Genomic DNA, 20,400 nt, shown 5'->3' with positions numbered 1-20,400 from the left:
ACCGTAAATCCCTGCGAATTCAGCCACGCAGTTCTTTCATCGTCCTTTTCCCTCTCAAGTGCATGCTGCCCGCCGTCGGCTTCAATGATCAGGGTTCGCTCGTAACAGACGAAGTCGGCGATGAACCTGCTGATCTGCTCCTGACGTCGGAACTTAAGCCCTTCGATCTGCTTTGTGCGCAGATGCTTCCAGAGCAGTTTTTCTGCGTCTGTCGCTTCTTTTCTCAGGTTTCGTGCCGTTTCGGTAAGGTTCAGCGGCATTGCTGTTTCACCTTCTCACCCTCCCCCTAGCCCCCTCCCATCGAAGGGAGGGGGAAAATAATTACTCCCTCCCCCCGCTGTGGGGGAGGGCCGGGGTGGTGGGGGGCCCCTTATAAGAGAGGGATGGCGAGAGGGTCCGTCATACCGTCACCCCCTCCCGCTCCACGTTGCGGTAGTAGGAAAGCCCCTTGACCACGGCGCTCCGGAACCGTTCCTCTGAAAAAACCTTGAGCGAGATGATCGGCTTGAAGTCGTGGTCCCACATGACGTTGTAGGCAATTTCGTCGAGAGCCTGCTCAAGTGCCGGGGTCTTCTCGTCCACCAGAGCGACGAGATCGAGGTCCGAATCCTCCGTTGCGTCCCCCCGCGCCCGTGAGCCGTACATGATCATCCGCCGTATGTGCTGCTTTACCTCCACCGGGAGACGCTGCTTGAGTTCTTCAATGAGTGCCTTGTCCAGTTCGCCCATGAATCAGCTCCTATCGTGCCTTGATATCGTAAGGGATCTGCCGGAAGGTGATGTTTTCCCGGCGCAGCCGCTCGCTGCTCAGGCGCGAGGTCTCGCCGTAGATCACCTTCGGTCCGTCGTGGGGAGGGAGGATTTCCAGGAGCTTGCCGGTCAGCACATTGCCGCCGTCCGGGCGCTTGTCTCCGAGGATGCCGTTGAACAGGAGGTAGTAGCCAACGCCGTTGTGGATACCCAGTAGGGGCGAAGCATGCTTCGCCCTTGGTGTTTCTCCCTCTCCCCCGGTGGGAGAGGGCCGGGGAGAGGGGGCAGCCCACGGCGTCCGCGTATCGCAGAACCAGACATGGGCCGCCAGGGTGCGGAAGGTTATGGCACGGTTGATCCGGCCGTATTCATCGAAAATCGCCTCGCCGAGCCGGTAGAAGCGATAGCCTCCGCCCCCCTGCCAGTTTACAGCTTGGGAAATCCCGCCCTGCTCGCCTTCGATCACCTTCTTCAGGCGCGGCGCGCAGTGGGTCACGGCGTGCTCACCCATCTCGATGCCGATGTAGCGGCGCCCCATCTTATGGGCAACGGCGGCGGTAGTGCCGGAACCGAGGAAGGAGTCGAGGACGAGGTCGCCGGGGTTGGTGGATAGCTCTATGATGCGCCGGAGCAATCTTTCCGGTTTCGGAGTATCAAAGGCGTCGGATGTTCCAAAAAGTTGGTTAATCTCTTTCTTCGACTCCTGATTGTGCCCAACTTCTTTGTTTGTCCACCATGTCCAAGCGCTTATACCTTGTACTTCAGACAAGAATGTCTTCACACGAGGTCTAGCTTTACCACCCTTGCCAAACCATATACGGCCTTCTTCTTTTAGGCGCATGAACTCTGGTTCGATATTCCCCCAGCACCTTCCGCCGGGAGGCTCATACTCGGCTCCACCAGGGGTTATGATTTTGTACATTTGGTTTGGACGCCATCCTTGCGCGGTGAAGTCGGAGGACGCCCAAGGACCTCTCGGGTCATTGTCGGGGTTTTTGTAGTTTGAAGCTTGCTCTTCTGTTACTGAGAGCTTATTGAGTTTAGTTTTTTCGGCGTCCTTCCCATAAACGAGTATGTGGTCATGGGCAGCACCAAGTGCCAACCGAGCTTCTGGAGAAGTGCGTTTCTGCCAAAGCACATTCGCCACAAAATTCCGCCGCCCGAACACTTCATCCATGATCACCTTGAGGTAATGCCCCTCGTTGTCGTCGATAGACACCCAGATGCTTCCCTCCTCGGCAAGCAGATCCCGCAAGAGCTCCAGGCGCGGGTAGATCATCGCCAGCCACTGGCTGTGCTCCAGGTTGTCGTCGTAATGCTCGAAGGCGGAACGGGTGTTATAGGGAGGGTCAATGTAGATGCACTTCACCTGCCCGGCATAGTATGGCAGAAGCGCTTTGAGGGTATCAAGGTTATCGCCATGGATCAGCATATTTTCGGCGCAAACCAGCTTTGCACCCTCCCCCTCACCCCCTCCCATCGAGGGAGGGGGAACGTTACTTGCTCCCTCGCCCCTTGTGGGAGAGGGTTGGGGAGAGGGGGCACAATATGAAAGCTCCGATACTTCCTCCAGAAGCCGGTACGGCGCATTCTGCGCCAGTTTCAGGTCATTTTCTCTTGTTAGCCAGGTAAGGACAGGCATAAACTCCTCTAACTACTCGTAATCAGCCGGTTGTCTGTTTTTTCGTTCCGTTGTCGATCAACTGCTTTGCCGTCGGATGCCGCAAATGCGTGAGGAAAAGGTGTTCGCTCCCCCTGAAGAGCGGCTTGAATCCAGCCTTCTGATAGCTTTTGCGAAGCTTTCCGGCAATCGTCTTCTGCTCGGCTTGCGACAATCGCGGCAGCTCCCACACCCCGGCCACGTTCTCGGGATCATCGGCAGTCATCGGCCACGGCTTCAGCGCCACAATATCCCGCTCATCGAATCGCTCGGCAATCGCCAAGGCCAGGATGCCGCCTAACCCCTGCCCGCGATACTCCGGCATCAGGAGAATCGACTTGATCAATACGACATTGGCGTAATCGATGAGTTCGTCTGCTACGGCGGGAATAAGCTCATCATTCTCGAACAACTCTTCGTAGAGGTTGCTCAGGTCGGTGGAGTGCCCATCGAAGATCTCGAACAATGCCCATGCATCATCATTAATGATCTGGTCCATTTTGACTTCGAAAACCTTGGCTTGGCCGATCATTTCCCGGTCATCGCCGTAGAGGATGTCGATGTGGATCGTGGAAACGTAGTGGCCCGGGTCGTCCCTGTGGATGGGGCTCCAGGATTTTGCGGCGAGGGAGATGTGGTGCGGGTCGATGTGCATAAGGCTAGCCTTCTCTTGTCACGGAACAGAGAAATTTCTTCAAAACGGATGAACTCTTTTCCCTCTTCTAACAAATCAACTACGTTCCGCTAGATTCCCCGTCCCGCTAGATTCTAGCTAGATTCTCTGTCGGTCCCGATTTGCCTTCAGAATTTCATCTATGGCGTTCTTTACCACGGTGTTAACATCTTTCTTTATGTCGCATTCCCATACAACAAGAGCCTGCCAACCAAGTTTTGCCAAATCGTTCTGATTGGTTTTGTCACGCGTCACGTTTGCTTGGATTTTGTTCTGCCAGAATTCTACATTTGTCTTGGGCATTTTTGATTTAATGCATCCTTCGTGATGGTGCCAGAAACAACCGTGAACGAAAATGACGCATTTGAACCTTGGAAGGACAATATCTGGTTTGCCGGGGAGGTCTTTGCGGTGAAGCCGAAAGCGGAAACCCGCTGAATGCAGTGCAGATCGAAGGGCCAGTTCGGGAGAAGTCCCTTTTGTCCTGACCTTGCTCATCATTCGGCTTTTCTGCGCAGAAGGTTTTGTTGTTATCATTATAGATTACAGATACCTTAAGACTGATATGTGTGACCTCATTTTCCTCGCCCCATTTATGTTCTTTCCTTTATGACGCTTTCAATCTAAGCCATTCTGATTCAGTAAGTCCAACGCGGCTTAACTCTCTGGCAAATTGTTCTGCAGCTCGCTGGGCATGTTCAGGTTTAAGCTGTGCGATCCATTGATATTCATTTTTCTTGTCATCCGAGAACAGATATCCAGAGTCAGTATTTCCATCTGCAGCGACCCTTTTCTTATGGTTGGCGGAGAACTCAATGACTGCTCTATTTTCTTTAGTTGGATTCAGAAGTAATTCGCAGTGGTTATTCCCGGCGGGAACAATATGAGTGGCTTTTTTAGGAGACTCGTCCAAATAGCAAAAAAGAAATGGATTACTTCCTGTCAGCCGAACGCTATCACAAAGGGGTTGAAGACATAAAAGGTAACGCTTCTTGCCTTTACTCTCCCTTAATATTGCACCCAACTTAAGAAACCGTCTTTGGTTATCGTAATGTGTTCTTTGGCTCATCAATACTGCCAGTTGTTCCATGGTTGACATGTCTGGCTGCGGTGGTGCGCTCTTATCATCCGGGCAAAGTAAAGATTGAAGTTGCTTCTTTGATGGAGTTGGATTCAGTTGGTGTCTGCTAGTAGCTTCGTAGCCAAACCGGCAGAAATCAGCTGCAAAGCTTTTTATTGCAGCTCCATGTATTAAAGCTTCGGCATGTTTTCCCAAGTCTGCCCGGTTGCACCAGTCATCTACGACCGAGTCGGGGAAAAGAGGAGATCCCAGGGTGTCTTCAAGAACGGCCTGAATTTCCGCAACGAGCAAAGGAGTTATGTGATCAAAAGCCTCTTCGTGTGGCAGACTCAGTGCGCGGTGGGTCAGAAACGCTGCATCTAATCCCGAATGAAACTTGGTCAGAATTTTCCGACTTTGCTTTCTGATTGTAGCAAGACCCATCAGGATGCCGCCCTGCAGCAAACCATCAGTCAGCTTGCAGAATTCAGAAACTGCTCTGTCTGCTAATTCAGCTTCATTCACTTCAAATGGTTTGAATTGATCAGGTCTGCTTGCCGGTTTTCCCAGTACAACGACGCGTGCATTTAAAGTGTGAAATGCAAGCCCTTTATCTGCAGCTTTGTGTTCGATTTTATCAGTTAGTTTAGCCGTCAGTTTCTCGGATACCTTATCCGCAATGTCAAAAAGGTTTGGATTGTCGGTGTAGACCAAGACCAGTCTTAACTGGTGTGGGTCTTCTTGCAAGCTTTGTAGAACCAAATTTTCAATAAGAGTTTTCGCTTTTTCGCCGGCATCACCGTGAAGATCCCAATCAACAATTACAATATCTGCAGATGCACATAGCTTGTAAGTGTCTGATTCTATGCCTACGGAATTTTTTTTGATGGGTTGGTGCAATGAGCAGACAATACGTTTTTTGGCAAAGCTGGCTTGAATGTCGTGAGGGGAAAATGGGGGAACTTCTACTGGCGCTTCGGAGGCATCATCTGAAACATTGGGAATTTTTTCCTCTGCAATTTTTGTGGCAGGTTTCCTGACTTTGGGACCAGAGGCTTTCTTCTCCTCTATAACCGTACCTGTGGGCGAGGGCGCGTAGATTTTGTCGTCAACAAAGACTACTGTTTGGACGAAATCCTCGACAGCAGCTCTCGAAAAGCTATCCATCGTCAATGCATTACTCATCTAATCCCCCCGGACACAAAATTTCAAAAGTTGCCCCGCGTTCCTTGCTTCCTGACTGCGCAACATCCAAATCCATGCCTTCTTTTCGTAGAGCTTTTTTGGAGATGAATAAACCAAGCCCTCTTCCTCCAGGCTTACGTGAGAATCCCTGTTCAAAAATAGCTTCAATATCCCTGTTATGAATAGCTGGCCCGTTGTTGCTTATGAGGTAGGCATCCCCCGAAAAGTCTAAGGTTATGATTCGCTGTTCTTGAATATCTTTGAGCCAGAATACAGCGTTATCAATGATGTTGACAAAAACGGGATATATTGTGGATGGGTATCCAGTGACCTCAGAGTCAATAAAGTCCTGAGTGACTATCAATTCGATATCATGTCTTTTAAATCGAACGTTGAATAATGTCCTAACATAGTGGTTAATCTCGCTGCCTTTGATTATTGTTCGTTTACGTTGCAGCCGACGTTGCAAAGGAGTGAATAAATTTAGATGAGCGTCAAGGTGGTCAAAATTGGTTCTTATTTCTTGATAAAGAGGAACTAAGTCGTCATTTGCTCTTGCCCAAGAACCAAGTTCGCGGAGTTTGTGCCGAATCCCTTTTATTGCGGCTACGAACTCATGGTTAATCACTGCAACAGCTAAGCCTAGCTGGACAAGTTCTGCATCGGTATCGGCCTGTTCCTTGAGATTTTGTAACTCCGTATCCATAGCCTCAATCATATCGAGGTGCCCGGTCTCTGCTTTTTGCTCCATGTTTTCAGCAATACTTGTGAGCATTTCACGAACCCGCCCAAGTGATTCCGTGTTCCTTTGTCCAACCTCTTCAATTCGAAGCTCATACATTTGCCGGATTTCTTCAGCATGTTGCGGGGATATATCTACAAAGTCCTGCTCTGCAAAGTCTATCTCCACCTTTTTCACAATGTTTCTGAATTCCTGAATCGCGTTTCTGGCTGTATCAATTGCTACACGGCGAGTATCGGTCGCTGCTTTCTCTAGCAAGCCAGCTTCTGATTTGACTTCTGTCTCTCGATTCTTCGCAACCTGATCAATCAGGCTTTTCAAGCGACGGCGCTGATCAATATAGATACGTGCCTCTTCTGCCATTATGCCTAAGGTTTCTGCGACTTCCTTGGAGAAGGGCGAAAACAGCTCGGTTTCTAAACGTTCTTGCTCACGTTGATATGCTGCCCAGTCTCGCTCAAGCTGTTTTGTGAGCCCTACGCCTCTTGGTTTAGCAATCTGATAACTGCGTCGAATTTCAGCCAAACGTCGATTTGCCTCATTTTCAGCTTCGAGGAGTTCTTCGGCTGCTTCATCCGGATTATCCATTTTTGACGCGGACTTCATGCGCGCATGAACTTGTAGACGCAACGAATCTACTTCTGCTTCGGGAATCTTTTGTGAAGTACTCTGAAAAAAAGAGTCGAGTGCTGCTGTCAGATTTTTTCTTTTTGTGCCGACTTGTTTGTCTCGTTTCCTGCGAGCGTTTTCTAATCGATCCAGCTCGGTTTTTCTTTCGCGAAAGTAGTCGCCAAAGTCAGCATCTTTTCTAAAAAAATCCGCTGCCAGCTGAACAAAGAGGTGTTCCAAAATATCTTTAAGCTGTCTATATACTTTGTCTTTTTGAAATCCCTCGCGTCCCGCTTTTTCCTGCAACCGGCTATTCTCTTCACGCGTCAGACACACCGCACCGTAAATACGTCTGTAAGAGAAAAAATAGTGAGTCATTCCTCTATTCCGTCTGGTTTCAATGTTTAGCCAGTCAAAATCAGTAGTACCGTAAGGGAGTATTCTGATTCCGTCGCGGTAGACGTAGATGCCCCCGATTTGTTCAAGTTTATAGCTGATCCTTGCGTAGTCGTCCGGGTCAGCGTTACTTTCGCTTTTGTTGCCCTGTAGGTATCCAAATTCAATGCTGAATGGACCGCATAACGTTTCCTTCCCTGCACCCCTATTCCATGAAATTACATGATTCTCGTATTCTTTCTCATAAACGCGAACGGTTCCTTTAAACTGGCCGTATTCGTTTATGTCTCCGCGAATATATTGGTCGGCACATTCAAGGTCATGTTTTGTGAAGAACTCACCTGGTCCAATCAGATTCTCATTAGCTTCATCCGAAGGCCAATAGCGAAATGCAGTTTCCATCGGCAGTGACGTAATTGTGGAGAATGTTGAATTGCAGAATCCCAACAGAAGCTTAGAGAATTCTTTTGTACTGGATTGCCGTTCTCGTTCTATTTCAGCCCTTAATTCTTCATTGGCAGGTGTGATCAAAAAATGAGTTCCGGCCCCACTTCCCGCTAATGACAACCCTTCCAGAAAATCAGCCAAATCTTCTGGGTCGATTTGAACGTCTTTCATCTCATCAAGGACAGTCGTGAAATCACATTGCGGGTATTTGTCCTGCAGTAATTCGACATGATTCTGGTTTTGGTTAACTAACGCTCTAATCTCTTCTGCGTTTGGTAAAGACCCACCTGAAATCGTAATAACCGGGAAATCAAGATCATCCAAATTCAGAGAAGGGATTGCAAAAAGTCCCCAGTGAATGAAACAGATGGTCAAATCACTTAAACGACGACCTCTCTTTGCTCTTGTTAAAACTAAAACCTGGGAACCCAGTAGAGCTATGGCCAAGCGACCGATACCTTTTTCACCCATGATTGCTCGTTTGGGCTTTTCCGCGGGTCTAAACATCTCATTATGTGACGCGGAATCAAGCTTGCTTTCTGTCCCAAGGACAAGCCAACGGTTTTCAAACTCCTCTTTAGTCATTCCGATTCCGTCGTCGCGAATGACGAGCAGGTTGTCTGATCGGAAATAGTCGACTTCTACATGATCGGCATAGGCATCGTGGGCATTTTTGAAAAGTTCACTTATGGCAGTTGAAACGTCTGCAATTTGCTGACGTCCGAGCATGTCAACCGCTCTGGCGCGAGTTTTAAATTTAGCCATTTATTGCCTCAACATGCTTTATGAAATATTTTCCCATAGCAAAGGCCAAATCCACCGGCACTGCGTTTCCAATTTGTCTCGCCATTGAGTTCAGATTGCCGGTAAATTCAAATTCATCATCGAACCCTTGAAGTCTCGCCGCTTCTCTGACACTAATGGCGCGATCCTGCTCCGGATGTCCGAATCTGCCGTTGGAATAACTGATACAGCGCGTTGTCAAGCCAGTTGCCGGTTTATTCCACCACAGACGGCCGTAACAATCCGTATGACCTGAATGGGTTGCACCATCTTCGTTTTTTCGGGTATAGCATTCGGGCCAGAGGTCCTTCGGCCAATTATTCCGACCGCCACCATCATGAGCAGATGCCTTAATCCTCTGCATGTTAATTTCCGACAACATGGCAGCACGATGATTCAGAACATCGTGACCGCTATAACTTTCACCGGCAGCAATAGCGGGAAGATCAGCTATGGCATCGTGGACGGTCTTGTATGGAGTATCAGTTTCTTTACCGTGGGTGGGTTCGGGAATATTTATTTCACCATGTTTGCTTGCCAATAGCACAAACCGGCGGCGTAATTGCGGTGATCCATAGTCTTGAGCTGCAACAACGCCAAAGGTGAGTTGATACCCCATTTTTTGTAGAAGCCCTTTAAATGCTGGGAATGGTCCATGCTTATGCTTGGGCACTTTTTGCAGCCCCGGAACATTTTCAACAAACACAAAGTCCGGCTCACAGGCTTCTATAACAGTGCCGAAATGAGTCAATAAATTTCTGCGATCATCGTCTTTCCGGCTTTCCGTGTTTTGCTTCGTAAATGGCTGACAAGGGGCACAACCGCAAAACAACTTGAAGCTTTTCTTATGATTGTCTAGTGACTGCTGCAGATCGGATATCGAAAGTTCTGTGATGCTTCTGTCGCAGAAAACGGTTTCAGGGAAGTTCTTAGTAAAGGTACTCTTGGCATCCCGGTCAATATCCAAAGCAAAGACGATGTCCATGCCGGCTTTCTGAAATCCGCGGCTCGTCCCACCGCAGCCGCAGAAAAAATCATATACAGCTATCTTGGTATTTTGATCGCTTTTCGTCATCTCTTTTCCGTGTAACTTGTGTATATCGAAGGAGAAATCTTTGATAATTTTACATCAGTTTATAGCATTACCGTACTGACGAATCCAGCAATTACACCCATTATCCCCAATATATAACAAATTTCCTGTTCCCAGAAATGGCTGAGGGCAAGCGTAGGTGTCGCGTCTACACATTGACAGAAAGTCTTGCCCCGAAGAAACGGGCAATCCTTTCCCGTCCACTCATCCCGCTCTCGCAACCTTTTGCCTCTTCTCCGTCCTTTTTCCGGTCAATATCCGCAAGACCGTGCCGGGCTCCTTTGAGACTGCGTTGAGAAGGACCAGCGCCGGGCCGTGCGGCCTTCGGTCCCCCCGCTCCCAGTGGCGCAACGTACCAAGACTGATGCCGAAGGTCGCCGCGAACTGCTCTTGGGTAAGGCCAGTCTTCTCCCGCACCTGCTTCACGTTGACCTCCTCCGGCGTGAACAGCCGAATGCCGGTCTTCTCCCCCTTCTGATGCGCGATGGCCTCTTCCAACCCGCGCTTTATGCTTGCAAACATATCTCCCATGGTCTTCTCTCCTGTCCTAACGTTTCCCCGCCGTAATCCATTGGATTACTAATGTCAAGACATCACTCGACGGCAACCGGCAGCACAAGCTGAAAAGCCGCCTTCAGCATCGTGCTGACAAGGGCGGCTTTCGGTACTCATATTTCCCCGACGTTTGCACTCCATCATCAATCACTCCATAACACTTTAATATTACGCGGTTTTATACACTTTACTGCCATTGTTGTCAACGGGAAAGGCCAGGTATCAGGGAGTGGTGAAGAAAAAAGAAAAGCCTCCTTTATGGGGAGGCTTTTGGTGGCATCATGGGTAACCGAGAAGTTGCCGACTTGGTTGTTCTTATCGTAATGCCAGGATTCGCGCCGCTTTAGATTGCCTGACGGTCAGCTATTGCTGCCGTGGCCGATGGTCATTGACCACCGCGAGAAGTCACCTTCCCGATTCGCCCCCTGAATTTACAGCGTGGGACTGTTCGCCGCTGCTACCCTTTGCAACGTGTGCCGGTCTGGATAGGACCGCCAGGTTTTACCGAGGTCGTGGGGGTAGCTGGTTTTGGGGTATGGGGGTATATCCCCAAAACTACCCCCAAAACAACGGGATTTCATCATACTAAAACGGATTTTCTTGGACAATGGAAAAACAAAAAGCCCTGATTTCTCAGGGCCTTTCGTACTTCTTAATACTGCTCTGGATTTTCAAATGGTGCCGAAGACTGGACTCGAACCAGCACACGGTTTCCCGCACAAGAACCTGAATCTTGCGTGTCTACCAATTCCACCACTTCGGCGTGAGGACTTAAATTAGTATCATTGATGCCGGATGATTGCAAGGAATTTTTGTCAGCCATTTCCACCCGGGTTCTCGTATCCGGGCAAGAGCGGCTGCCTCAACGCTCTGTGCCTGGAGGCAGCCGGAGATGCCGGAGACACTTCAGCAGCTTGTCGTAGGTGAACGGTTTGCCGAATACGGCGCTGATACCGGCCGCCGCTGCCAACTGTTGAACCTCGGGGGAGAGCTGGCCGGTCCCCATGATTACCGTCAGTTCCGGCCGGAGCGCCCGTGCCCTGCGCGCCAGCTCGATGCCGTCCATTCCCGGCATGTTCAGGTCGGTGAGCATTAGCTGGTAGTTTCCTTGCGCGAGTATTTCCAGGGCCTGTTCACCGTTTTCTGCACAGGAGACCGCAAACCCTCCTCTGTCGAGGACGGCCTTGACGAAAAAAAGCACGTCGTGGTCGTCGTCGACCACAATAATGCGTCGTCCGCTACCGGAGTCGTCGCCCGGCCCGCCCCCTTCATTCCTGGTCAGATTCATGTCGGTCTCCGTCCCGATTCCTTGCTGTCCGGCCTTTTCTTCCGACCGGTTGTCTGATCCGATACCTGATTTCATTCCGGTTATGGGGAAGCCGGTGTTCGAGCTCGATCAGGCCGAGCTCCTGCAGGCGCAGGCAGGTCAGCAAAACCCTTCCGATGTGATGGGCAATGCCTAATGCTCGCTGGATGGTGCGGTATGGCAGGACTCCCTGTCCGTTTTCCGTGGCTGCTGCCAGCAGGATGAGGTAGAGCCTGATTTCGTCTCCCGTGATGAGGGACCAGATACCGCTGTTGTTCAATGTCTTGAGAATAGAGCGTTTATCCACGGATGGCCTCGATGCGGTTTTGAGAAAAATAGGATACACAGTCTTTTGTGTCAAGAGAAAATATGAACATTTATCCTATTTTGATTCGCGTTGACACATAAGGGGGAATAAGGGTATATCAGTTGACGGCTGGCGGTTTGAAGGCGCTCGGTCGGGAAGAAATCCCGGGGTCGGAGAGCCTGACCGTGAAACGGAATTGGGCTTTGCGTTAAGGCGGGCGGGGGATGGCGTTGCACAACGATATCGGACGTGCACTCAAAAAATTGAGGACCGAAAGGGGGTTTACCCAGAAGGAGTTGGCAGACCGGGTGAACGGCGGCCTTGATTACACGTACATCGGAAAGATCGAACGGGGCGAGCAGCTCCCGTCGTTGCGGATTCTGATCGGGCTCAGCGAGGCGCTGGGAGTTCCGGTCGGCCATTTTTTCCGTGACGAGGTCCCGGTCGGCGAGGCCCGTCTGCTCATGCCCGACACGGAGGGAAAGGAGGCGGAACTCCGGAAGGAACTGCGGCAGCTCCATCCCGACGATCTGCCGCTCGTCATCGAGATCATCCGTGTCCTCAATCGCCACCGGAAGGCCGAGCGGAAGAAGCCGCACTACCCCGCGGAGGCTGGAGAGCTCCCCCTGGCCGCCGAAGACGACCCTTCCTACGACAATTCCTGATATGTTCCCACCTGTCTCGCCAGCGGCAAAGGGGCGGGAGCGCCTCGACAAGCTCCTCGTGGACCGCGGTGTGGTTCAGTCCCGCGACCGTGCCCGTGCACTCATAATGGCCGGCCAGGTGGTGGTGAACGATCACCTTGTCGACAAGGTGGGGGCGCGGATCCCTGTCGACGCCGAAATCCGGCTCAAGGGGGAAGACATCCCCTATGTCAGCCGGGGGGGGCTCAAGCTCGCCAGGGCCCTCGACGAGTTTGCCATCGACGTGACGGGGCTGGTGGCGATCGACGTGGGCGCCTCCACGGGGGGGTTCACCGACTGTCTGCTCCAGCGGGGCGCCCGCAAGGTCTTTGCGGTCGACGTCGGCTACGGACAGCTGGCCTGGAAGCTCCGCCAGGACCCGCGGGTGGTGAACCTGGAGAAGACCAACATCCGCTACCTGGAACCGGCAGTTCTCGGAGAATCGCCCGATCTGGCGGTCATCGACGCCTCCTTCATCTCCCTCGACAAGGTCCTTCCTCCGACGCTGCGGCTCGTGCGCCCCGGCGGCGCCGTTGTCGCCCTGATCAAGCCCCAGTTCGAGGTGGGAAGGGGGGAGGTCGGCAAGGGGGGGGTGGTCCGCGACGAAGGGAAGCACCGGGAAGTAGTGGCAAACGTCGTGGCTCTGGCAGAATCCCTCGGCCTCACGGTACGGGGCGTAACCGAGTCTCCCATCCTCGGGCCGAAGGGGAACCGTGAATTCCTTGTTTATCTGATCAAATCACCATGACCATCAGAATTCTTCATACCGCAGACCTGCATTTGGGGACTCCGCTCAGGAATTTCGGGGAGATTGCCCGGGAACGGCAGCGCGATTTCCTCAAGACCTTCGACCGGATTGTGAACCTCGCCATCAAGCGCGAGGTCGACTGTCTCGTGGTGGCGGGGGACCTTTTCGATGCCACCGAGGTGGACTCCGAGACCGTCGGGCGCGTTCAGGACGGCTTCGGCCGGCTGGAAGGGCGCGGCATCCGGGTGGTGCTGATTCCCGGTACCCACGACAACGTGGTGCCGGCGGAGAGTGTGTACAACCGTCATGCGTTTCCCGGCGCCGCGATCCTCCGGGAGCCGGTGGTGAGCGAGCCGCTCAGGATGGATATCCGGGGGACGGCGGTCTGGTTCTACGGTTTCGCCTACCGCTCCGACCGTTCCGCCGAGGCGCTGGAGTCGATGAGACGTCGCGAAGGGGCCGGAATTCACATAGGGCTCCTCCACGGCTCGCTCAAAGGAAGCCCCGAGTGGGAGATTCGCGGGAAAGACATCCCGTTCACGGCTGCGGATCTGGTGGCGCTGGGGCTCGACTACATCGCGCTGGGCCATTACCATAACAGCGCATGTCTTGAGGATGGCGGGCGTATCGTGGCCTGTTATCCCGGTTCGCCGGAAGGAAAGAAGTTCGGTGAGAACGGTCCCCGTCACGCCCTGGTCGTCGAGGTGGGGGAGGGTGAGGTCAGGGTCGAGAAGGTGCCGGTCCAGACGCGGGTCGTTGACGAGCTGACGGTGGATGCGTCCCTCTTCCCCGAGCCGGGGGCACTGGAGGCCGAGCTTTCACGGCTCGCATCGCCCGATCTCATCGCCCGGGTGCGGCTCTGCGGCACGGTGGAAGAGCCGGTCGACGCGGCCAACCTGGGAGGAAGGCTTCAGGGGAAGTTTGCCTGGCTCGATCTCGTGGACGAGACCGACCTGTATCACAGCGACCACGTGAGGCGTCTGGAGCGCGAGGATTCCATCCGGGGGCTTTTCATCCGCAAGGTCCACGCCCGTTTCGACCGGGCCGAATCCGACGCCGAGCGGGAACTCTGCCGGGAAGCCCTGAAGCTGGTCATGGGGCGCTTCGGCAGGGGAGGTGTGATCTGATGCTCTGGATAACCTCCGTGCAGCTTCCGGCGTTCGGCCGGTTCCGGGGAGCCGAATTCTCATTCCGCCCCGGAATGAACCTGGTATCGGGAAAGAACGAGGCGGGGAAGTCGACGCTGCTCGATGCCGTTTCCGGCACGATCTTCGGATTCCGTCGCGACAAGGAGCGGTTCGTCCCCTGGGATGGCGGCGGGCGGTGCGAGGCCCGGGTGAGTTTTGCCTACGGCGACCGCGAGATGACCGTCGCGCGGGACTTTCTCACCGACAAGGTTCAGGCCGTGGAGCGCCGGGGCGAGACGGTGACGTGGCGGTTCGAGGGAAAGGTGTCGCCGGCGGGGCGCAGCAGCGAGCGGGAGGAATACCTCGGAAAGATCGAGGAAGTATGGGGATTTGCCGAGGCCGATATTTTCCATAATTCCGTTTCCGTCGGACAGCGGGACCTGAAGATCGAGGGGGGCGGGGGGCTTACCACGAGGATCAAGCAACTCCTTTCCGGCTACACCGAAATGGATTACGACGCGGTGGTCGAAAGCCTCGAAAAGGAACTGTACGGGCTGACCAGGCGTCCCGGTGGAAGAGCGAAGGATCGCGAGCTGGAGGAAATCCGGGCCCGGATGGCGGAACTGGCCGAGGCGTGGCGCACGGCGAGCCGCGCCAGGGAGGGGCTTGCCAGGGTCGAGGCGGAATTGGGGGAGTTGCGCCGTTTCATCGATACGGCGAGGGCCGACCTGGATAAAGGGGAGAAGTATCTCCAGCGGGTGAAGAGGCACCACGAGGCCGCGGCACGGGAGACGGCGCTTCGCGGGGAGTTCGACCGGGTCCGGGAGGAACGGGAGAAGGTGGCGGCACTCATGACCAGGCAGGATGAGATCGAGACTCTCCTGGCGCCGTTTGCCGACCTCGTCGAGCTCCCCGACGGTTTCGCCAGGTCTGTCGAAGCGTACTGTGCGGCCAGCGAGCGGTTGGCCCATCTCGAAGACGAGCGTGCGGCGTTCGATGCGGCGCCCCGCGAGACCGCCCGACCGGTGTCGGCCGCGGCCGTTTTCGTGTCGCTTGCGTGCTGGGCAGTGGCGGCAGGCTCGTGGTTTGCGGCGAAGGGTCTCTTTTACGGTGCGGTTGTCGTGGCGGCGGTTGTCACTGTCATCGTGGCGCTGCGTGCCGTCAGGGTGAATCAGGCCCGGAGCACCGAGGCATCCCGCCGGCAGGGTCGCTCTGATGCCCTCGGTAGCGAGATAGCCCGTCTCGGCGCCGAAGTGGCGGAACTTGAAGCGGCACTTGAACGTCATTCCGGGGCGATCGATCCCGCCGGCGCCCGGGGGATCATTGCCGATCTTGCGCGCGTTGCCGAGCTTAAAGCGGAGCGGGACCGCGTTGCCGCCGCGCTGAGAGTCCTGACCCCGTTCGAGAATCTGTCGGCACGGGGAAACGAGCTTGCCCGCGAGCTGGCCGTGGTGCGTGAGATCATGGATGGTGTGGTGGGGGCGGGGTTCCCGGTCATGTCCCACGAGGAGTACGTCGCCGCCGAGGAGAAGATGCGGCGGCTTGAAGGGGAGGTAAGGGAGAAGGAGAAGAGTGCGCTTCTCAAGGAGCAGGAGCTGGTGGGGCTCCGGAGGGGGGGGCTCGATCTCGAGGCGATCGCCGAGGAGGGAGAGGAACTCAAATCCCGCGAGGAGCGCCTCGTGAAGAGGGTCGGTGCCCTGCGGCTTGCGGCGGAGCTTCTGAGGGAAACGCTCGACGATTACCGGGCCACCTATCTGGCGCGGCTTTCCATGGAGATCAACGGGAAGCTCTTCAATCTCACTGCCGGCCGTTACCGGGAAGCCCGGCTCGACGACGGCTTCAACCTCGCCATCGGCGCCGACGGCGTGCTCCGTCCGGTCGAGTTTTACAGCTGCGGCGTTCAGGATCAGGCATACCTCGTCTCCCGCCTCGCCCTCGGGGGGATCCTCTCCCGCGGGAGAAAATTGCCTTTCTTTCTCGACGACCCTCTGGTAAATTTTGACGACGAGCGCAAGGCGGCGGCGCTTGCGGCACTCAACCTCACCGCCGCCGAGCACCAGGTGATCCTCTTCGTCCACGACGAACGGTACGGCAAACTCAAGGGTTCCGATCTCTGGAACCGGATACGAATCGACGCGAAAGGAAGGCCCGATGGACAGCTGCATCTTCTGTAAGATCATCGACGGCACGATCCCTGCGAAAAAGGTCTACGAGGATGACGATCTCGTTGCCGTCGAGGATATCAACCCCGTGGCGCCGCATCACCTGCTCCTCATCCCGAGAAAGCATATCGTGAATGCCCTTGATCTCACGCCTGATGATGACGGGTTGGTGGGGCGCGTTTTTCGCGCGGCCGCGGCCATTGCCCGGGAGCGTGGCGTGGATGAACGCGGCTTCCGCATCGTGCAGAACAGCAATCCCGATGCGGGCCAGTCGGTATTCCATATCCATTTCCACCTGCTGGCGGGACGTCATTTCGGGTGGCCGCCGGGGTAAGAGGCACGCTTGGTGCCAGTCGGAGGTTTGTCATGGCTCGATACCTTTTTACCGCTCTGCTACTTCTGCTCGCCGTTCCTGCCTTTGCCGACATCTACAAGTGGGTTGACGAGCGGGGAACCGTCAACTTTGCCGAAGATCTGGGGAAAGTCCCACGGAAGTACCGCAAGAAAGTCACGGTGATCCGTGAGGGGACGCCGACTTCCCCGGAGGTGACGGAGACCGTCATCGATCAGGGGGGGAAAGAGAGAGCAACCGGCGGGGCCGACGGGGAAAAACCCCAGGCGGTCAAGCCGGAGAAGAAGAAAGCGGTCTACGGCGGCAAGGATGAAGATGCGTGGAAGACGGAATTTGCCAAGCTCCGAAGTCAAATCAAGGCGAACGAAGGCGAGGTCGCCGAGCGGAAGGCAAAAATCGCCAATCCGGTCAACATGAGCCGTGGGGAGTATCTGGGGCTGCAGCTTGATGTGAAGAGGCTTGAAGAGAAATTGACCGATCTCAGGGGGAAGCTTGACGCCCTCACCGAAAGCGCCCGAAAAGCGGGAGTCCCGCCGGAACTGCGATGATCCCGTACCCGGCAGTTGCCGCAGGCCCGCTAAAACGAAAAGCCCGGAGAACCACTCCGGGCTTTTCCTGTTTTAATTGACGTTTTCAGCGGGGATGCTTCCTCGTCTCCGTCGGTGGATGCCGTCGATGAGTCCTCCCAAAACGCTCCTGTTGGACCGTTTTGGAGGGGCTTTCTCCCCGACATCCCCTTTGTCATGCGGTTGTTACGCGCCTGACGGAGAAGATGTACGCGGCCATGCGTCATTCCCTGTACGCCAACTAAAAAGTTAATTTGCTCCGGAACATCCGTATAACCGCTGGACCCTCTGACCTTTTAAAAACTTTTTTCCGAGAAAGACGCTTCAGGCTTACCTTGCGTGAGGTCATGCGCACTGCGTCTGAACTCGTAGGGGATGTCATGGGTTAACCGTCAGGTCCCTCAACCGGTTAGTACCTGATTCCCAGAGCAATTCTCAAAGAACCATTCCGTTTTTCTGAAGTTTACCGTCCCACGCACGGCTGTCAAGGGGAGTGGAAAGTTTTTAGTTTACACTGTGATTGCAAGAGGTTGTGCGGCGCGGTTTTTCTAGAGGGTCACCGTCCCAGCAGCCTTCCCGGAAAGCCGGGCATGAGCATGTCCAGGGTCATGATCAGCGTCAGGATGATCATGGTGATGACCGTCAGCCAGGCGATGGCGTTGAATGTGGGGCCGTTGGTGTAGCTTCCCATCAGGTGGCGGTCGTTGATCAGCTTGAGCATGAAGACGAGCACGAAGGGGAGTACGGCGCCATTGACCACCTGGGAGACGAACATGATGGTGATGAGCGGGGCGTTGGGAATCAGGATGATGAGGGCGCTCAGGACGATGATGATGGTGAAGAGCCAGAAAAACTGCGGAGCCTTGCGAAAATCCTTGTCGATGCCCGATTCCCACCCCATTCCTTCGCAGATGTAATAGGAGGTGGAGAGTGGCAGGATGCAGGCGGCGAAAAGCGAGGCGTTGAAGAGACCGAAGGCGAAAAGGGCAGCCGCGTGCTTGCCGACCAGCGGCTTCAGGGCAAGGGCCGCATCGGCGGCGGTTTCCACGCGGAGACCCTGAACGTTAATGGTGGCGGCGCAGGCGACGACGATGAAGAAGGCGACGACGATCGCCATGACGCACCCCACGATGACGTCGAGCCGGGAGAAGCTGTACTGGTCGATGGTGATGCCTTTTTCGACGACGGCGGACTGCTGGTAAAACTGCATCCAGGGGGCGATGGTGGTGCCGACCACGCCGATCATGGTGATCAGGTACCCCCCATCGGTCCTGAAGGTGGGGGTGACGGTGGCGGTGAGGATCTCTCCCCAGCGGGGCGCCGCCATGAACGCGGCGATGGGGTAGGCGATGTAGACCATGCAGGCCACGAGGAATACCTTCTCCACGACCTTGTAGGAGCCCTTCACGATGAGGAGCCATACCAGCAGGGCGCTCACCGGCACCGAGAGATATTTGCTGATGCCGAAGATTTCGAGGCTGGCCGCGATGCCGGCAAACTCGGAGACCGAGTTCCCCATGTTGGTGAGGAAGAGCGCGATCATGACGTAGAAGGTGACTTTTACGCCGAACGATTCCCGGATCAGATCCGAAAGCCCTTTGCCGGTCACGGCCCCCATGCGGGCGCACATCTCCTGGATCACCACCAAGGCGACGGTGGTGGGGAGCATGAGCCAGAGAAGCGAGGTGCCGTAGTGGGCGCCGGCGAGGGAATAGGTGGTGATGCCGCCGGCGTCGTTGTCGACGTTGGCGGTGATTACGCCGGGTCCCAGGATGGCGAGGAACATGAGGGCGTTCTTGAAGGTAACCTTGCGCAGCGGTTTGAAGAGCTTGAACAGGCTGATTCCGGTAAACATGGCAGCAGACTCTCGTGTGGCAACTGATCAGTGGTGATGGTAGCGGCGACGGCGCAGGGCGTAGGGAAGAAAGAGCTCCAGGGTGTCGTCCACGGTGACGATGCCGGCCATTTTCCCCTCGTCGTCAAGGACCGGCACGGCAATCAGGTTGTACTTGGCGATCAGCTCCAGGACCTCCTCGGGCTCAGATTCGACCCTGACCGTCTTGAGGCTCGTGGTCATGATTTCGGCGACAGGGGTCTCGCCCGGATGGGTCAGGAGCTCCTTGAGACTCACGACTCCGCGGGGGTGCTCGTCGGCGTCGAGGATGTAGGCGTAGTAGACCATCTCGATCTCGGGGGCAAGCCGTCTGATTTCCGCCAGGGTCTCATCGACCGTCGCCGTTTCGGAGACTGCCAGGTATTCGCTGTTCATGAGGCCGCCGGCGGTGTTCTCTTCGTGCACCAGCAGTTCCTGGATATCCTCCGCCTCCTCCTCGTCCATCAGATCCAGCAGTTCCTTGGCCTTCTCCTCCGGGAGGTCGCCGAGAACGTCGGCGGCTTCGTCGGGGGCCATCTCCTCCAGGATGTCGGAGGCCTGCTCGCTGTCGAGCTGGCTCATGACCCGGCTGCGGAGCTCGGGTTCCAGTTCGTGGATCGCCTCGCCGGCCGTTTCCATGTCGAGGGAGATGAGGACGGTCTGGATATGCTTGTGGGAGAGCTGGGAGATGATGCTCGCGATGTCGGCCGGGTGCATGTCGGCCATCTGGCCGCGGGCCATGGTGAGGGCGAGCCGCGATGTGTTCGCCTCCAGCGGCTGCACGAACTCCCAGCTGATTTCCTGGTGCGGAATCTCGCGGCTGAGCATGCGGGCGATTCTCTCCCCCAGGCGCTCGTGCCCGAGCCGGCGCAGCAGCCCCCGGAACCCGATGTCGACGGAAAAGACGCAGAGGAGGTCGCGCCGGTTGCCGAGTTTCAGGTCGTTGACCCGTACCACCTTGGCGCCGTCCACATCGACGATCTGCTTGTCGAGAATGTCCCGTCTCAGAAGGATGTCGCCATCCTGGGGGAGGTATTTCTGCCTGAGCAGCCTCTCCATGGGAGCCGCCGCGGAGATGACGAAGGGGGTGAAGAGGGTAATTTCCCGCCACGGGATGGCGATGACCGTCTTGCCGTCCTTCACAAGGAGATGGGAGACCTCGGGGAAGACTTCACCCGGCACCATGATCAGGTCCCAGAGCTTGCCCACTTCCTGCCCCTGGTCATTGATGACGGTCCGGTCCAGGACCGAACTCAGGTAAAGCTCGTTGACGAGCGCAGTGGCATTCATGGCGTCCTCCCCACGAAAAAAGGCCTTTCCCGG

The 20,400-nt window shown here is 55.2% G+C and carries 19 protein-coding genes and 1 tRNA gene; 6 read left to right on the top strand and 14 right to left on the bottom strand.

Annotation, left to right across the window (positions count from 1 at the left end; translation table 11 throughout):
* The 12 genes from M6689_RS04470 to M6689_RS04415 all read right to left on the bottom strand — a co-directional run.
* Positions 1-260 (bottom strand): DUF559 domain-containing protein (locus M6689_RS04470; RefSeq protein ID WP_298268309.1); only part of this gene is annotated, 260 nt, incomplete at its 3' end.
* Between the two features lie 139 nt (positions 261-399).
* On the bottom strand, positions 400-729 hold the full coding sequence (locus M6689_RS04465; protein ID WP_298268307.1) for a nucleotidyltransferase domain-containing protein: 330 nt from the start codon (positions 727-729) through the stop codon (positions 400-402).
* Between the two features lie 10 nt (positions 730-739).
* On the bottom strand, positions 740-2,392 hold the full coding sequence (locus M6689_RS04460) for a site-specific DNA-methyltransferase (RefSeq protein WP_366949724.1): 1,653 nt from the start codon (positions 2,390-2,392) through the stop codon (positions 740-742).
* Between the two features lie 22 nt (positions 2,393-2,414).
* A complete protein-coding gene (locus M6689_RS04455; RefSeq protein ID WP_298268303.1) occupies positions 2,415-3,065 on the bottom strand; it encodes a hypothetical protein in 651 nt (216 codons plus the stop codon).
* A gap of 117 nt (positions 3,066-3,182) precedes the next feature.
* A complete protein-coding gene (locus tag M6689_RS04450) occupies positions 3,183-3,620 on the bottom strand; it encodes a very short patch repair endonuclease (RefSeq protein ID WP_298268301.1) in 438 nt (145 codons plus the stop codon).
* 70 nt (positions 3,621-3,690) lie between these two features.
* On the bottom strand, positions 3,691-5,328 hold the full coding sequence (locus M6689_RS04445) for a response regulator receiver domain (protein ID WP_298268299.1): 1,638 nt from the start codon (positions 5,326-5,328) through the stop codon (positions 3,691-3,693).
* Positions 5,321-8,287: an ATP-binding protein gene (locus tag M6689_RS04440; RefSeq protein WP_298268297.1), complete on the bottom strand. Its 2,967-nt coding sequence runs from the start codon at positions 8,285-8,287 to the stop codon at positions 5,321-5,323. The genes M6689_RS04445 and M6689_RS04440 overlap by 8 nt, the downstream gene beginning before the upstream one ends.
* Entirely contained in the window at positions 8,280-9,380 is a 1,101-nt protein-coding gene (locus M6689_RS04435; protein ID WP_298268295.1) for a DNA cytosine methyltransferase, read from the bottom strand. Before M6689_RS04435 ends, M6689_RS04440 begins: the two co-directional genes overlap by 8 nt.
* A gap of 222 nt (positions 9,381-9,602) precedes the next feature.
* Positions 9,603-9,929 carry a helix-turn-helix domain-containing protein gene (locus M6689_RS04430; protein ID WP_298268293.1) on the bottom strand — a complete coding sequence of 109 codons (327 nt, stop codon included), beginning with the start codon at positions 9,927-9,929 and terminating at the stop codon, positions 9,603-9,605.
* A 700-nt stretch (positions 9,930-10,629) separates the two neighbouring features.
* Positions 10,630-10,716 (bottom strand) — tRNA-Leu (locus M6689_RS04425).
* A 99-nt stretch (positions 10,717-10,815) separates the two neighbouring features.
* On the bottom strand, positions 10,816-11,241 hold the full coding sequence (locus M6689_RS04420) for a response regulator (RefSeq protein WP_298268291.1): 426 nt from the start codon (positions 11,239-11,241) through the stop codon (positions 10,816-10,818).
* Positions 11,222-11,566, bottom strand: coding sequence for a hypothetical protein (locus M6689_RS04415; protein WP_298268289.1), 345 nt, complete (start codon positions 11,564-11,566; stop codon positions 11,222-11,224). The genes M6689_RS04420 and M6689_RS04415 overlap by 20 nt, the downstream gene beginning before the upstream one ends.
* A 224-nt stretch (positions 11,567-11,790) precedes the next feature.
* On the opposite strand from M6689_RS04415, the gene M6689_RS04410 reads away from it, so the two are divergent.
* From M6689_RS04410 to M6689_RS04385, 6 genes are read left to right on the top strand one after another with little or no spacing between them, the layout of a single operon-like run.
* A complete protein-coding gene (locus M6689_RS04410) occupies positions 11,791-12,231 on the top strand; it encodes a helix-turn-helix transcriptional regulator (protein ID WP_298268287.1) in 441 nt (146 codons plus the stop codon).
* Between the two features lies 1 nt (position 12,232).
* A complete protein-coding gene (locus tag M6689_RS04405) occupies positions 12,233-12,997 on the top strand; it encodes a TlyA family RNA methyltransferase (protein WP_298268285.1) in 765 nt (254 codons plus the stop codon).
* A complete protein-coding gene (locus M6689_RS04400; protein WP_298268283.1) occupies positions 12,994-14,124 on the top strand; it encodes a DNA repair exonuclease in 1,131 nt (376 codons plus the stop codon). The genes M6689_RS04405 and M6689_RS04400 overlap by 4 nt, the downstream gene beginning before the upstream one ends.
* A complete protein-coding gene (locus M6689_RS04395) occupies positions 14,124-16,298 on the top strand; it encodes an AAA family ATPase (RefSeq protein WP_298268281.1) in 2,175 nt (724 codons plus the stop codon). The genes M6689_RS04400 and M6689_RS04395 overlap by 1 nt, the downstream gene beginning before the upstream one ends.
* Positions 16,276-16,620, top strand: a complete 345-nt coding sequence (locus M6689_RS04390) for a histidine triad nucleotide-binding protein (RefSeq protein ID WP_298268279.1) — start codon at positions 16,276-16,278, stop codon at positions 16,618-16,620. The genes M6689_RS04395 and M6689_RS04390 overlap by 23 nt, the downstream gene beginning before the upstream one ends.
* 32 nt (positions 16,621-16,652) lie before the next feature.
* Positions 16,653-17,186 carry a DUF4124 domain-containing protein gene (locus M6689_RS04385; protein ID WP_298268277.1) on the top strand — a complete coding sequence of 178 codons (534 nt, stop codon included), beginning with the start codon at positions 16,653-16,655 and terminating at the stop codon, positions 17,184-17,186.
* A gap of 574 nt (positions 17,187-17,760) precedes the next feature.
* Here M6689_RS04385 and M6689_RS04380 read toward each other — a convergent pair.
* The gene (locus M6689_RS04380; protein ID WP_298268275.1) at positions 17,761-19,059 is read right to left on the bottom strand and encodes an Nramp family divalent metal transporter; all 1,299 of its coding nucleotides are present in this window, start codon (positions 19,057-19,059) and stop codon (positions 17,761-17,763) included.
* Between the two features lie 27 nt (positions 19,060-19,086).
* Positions 19,087-20,367: a CBS domain-containing protein gene (locus M6689_RS04375; protein ID WP_298268273.1), complete on the bottom strand. Its 1,281-nt coding sequence runs from the start codon at positions 20,365-20,367 to the stop codon at positions 19,087-19,089.
* Positions 20,368-20,400 lie beyond the last annotated feature (33 nt).

This window comes from Geobacter sp. (assembly GCF_027327745.1).
Classification (GTDB): Bacteria; Desulfobacterota; Desulfuromonadia; order Geobacterales; family Geobacteraceae; genus Geobacter.
Note: the sequence above shows the minus strand (reverse complement) of the source record. Positions and strands in the feature narration are given on the sequence as shown.

Bases quoted from the DNA above. Each gene is read 5' to 3' on its own strand.
- M6689_RS04465 (WP_298268307.1), bottom strand. From the start codon at position 729: ATGGGCGAACTGGACAAGGCACTCATTGAAGAACTCAAGCAGCGTCTC.
- M6689_RS04460 (WP_366949724.1), bottom strand. From the start codon at position 2,392: ATGCCTGTCCTTACCTGGCTAACAAGAGAAAATGACCTGAAACTGGCG.
- M6689_RS04455 (WP_298268303.1), bottom strand. From the start codon at position 3,065: ATGCACATCGACCCGCACCACATCTCCCTCGCCGCAAAATCCTGGAGC.
- M6689_RS04450 (WP_298268301.1), bottom strand. From the start codon at position 3,620: ATGATAACAACAAAACCTTCTGCGCAGAAAAGCCGAATGATGAGCAAG.
- M6689_RS04445 (WP_298268299.1), bottom strand. From the start codon at position 5,328: ATGAGTAATGCATTGACGATGGATAGCTTTTCGAGAGCTGCTGTCGAG.
- M6689_RS04440 (WP_298268297.1), bottom strand. From the start codon at position 8,287: ATGGCTAAATTTAAAACTCGCGCCAGAGCGGTTGACATGCTCGGACGT.
- M6689_RS04435 (WP_298268295.1), bottom strand. From the start codon at position 9,380: ATGACGAAAAGCGATCAAAATACCAAGATAGCTGTATATGATTTTTTC.
- M6689_RS04430 (WP_298268293.1), bottom strand. From the start codon at position 9,929: ATGGGAGATATGTTTGCAAGCATAAAGCGCGGGTTGGAAGAGGCCATC.
- M6689_RS04420 (WP_298268291.1), bottom strand. From the start codon at position 11,241: ATGAATCTGACCAGGAATGAAGGGGGCGGGCCGGGCGACGACTCCGGT.
- M6689_RS04410 (WP_298268287.1), top strand. From the start codon at position 11,791: ATGGCGTTGCACAACGATATCGGACGTGCACTCAAAAAATTGAGGACC.
- M6689_RS04405 (WP_298268285.1), top strand. From the start codon at position 12,233: ATGTTCCCACCTGTCTCGCCAGCGGCAAAGGGGCGGGAGCGCCTCGAC.
- M6689_RS04400 (WP_298268283.1), top strand. From the start codon at position 12,994: ATGACCATCAGAATTCTTCATACCGCAGACCTGCATTTGGGGACTCCG.
- M6689_RS04395 (WP_298268281.1), top strand. From the start codon at position 14,124: ATGCTCTGGATAACCTCCGTGCAGCTTCCGGCGTTCGGCCGGTTCCGG.
- M6689_RS04390 (WP_298268279.1), top strand. From the start codon at position 16,276: ATGGACAGCTGCATCTTCTGTAAGATCATCGACGGCACGATCCCTGCG.
- M6689_RS04385 (WP_298268277.1), top strand. From the start codon at position 16,653: ATGGCTCGATACCTTTTTACCGCTCTGCTACTTCTGCTCGCCGTTCCT.
- M6689_RS04380 (WP_298268275.1), bottom strand. From the start codon at position 19,059: ATGTTTACCGGAATCAGCCTGTTCAAGCTCTTCAAACCGCTGCGCAAG.
- M6689_RS04375 (WP_298268273.1), bottom strand. From the start codon at position 20,367: ATGAATGCCACTGCGCTCGTCAACGAGCTTTACCTGAGTTCGGTCCTG.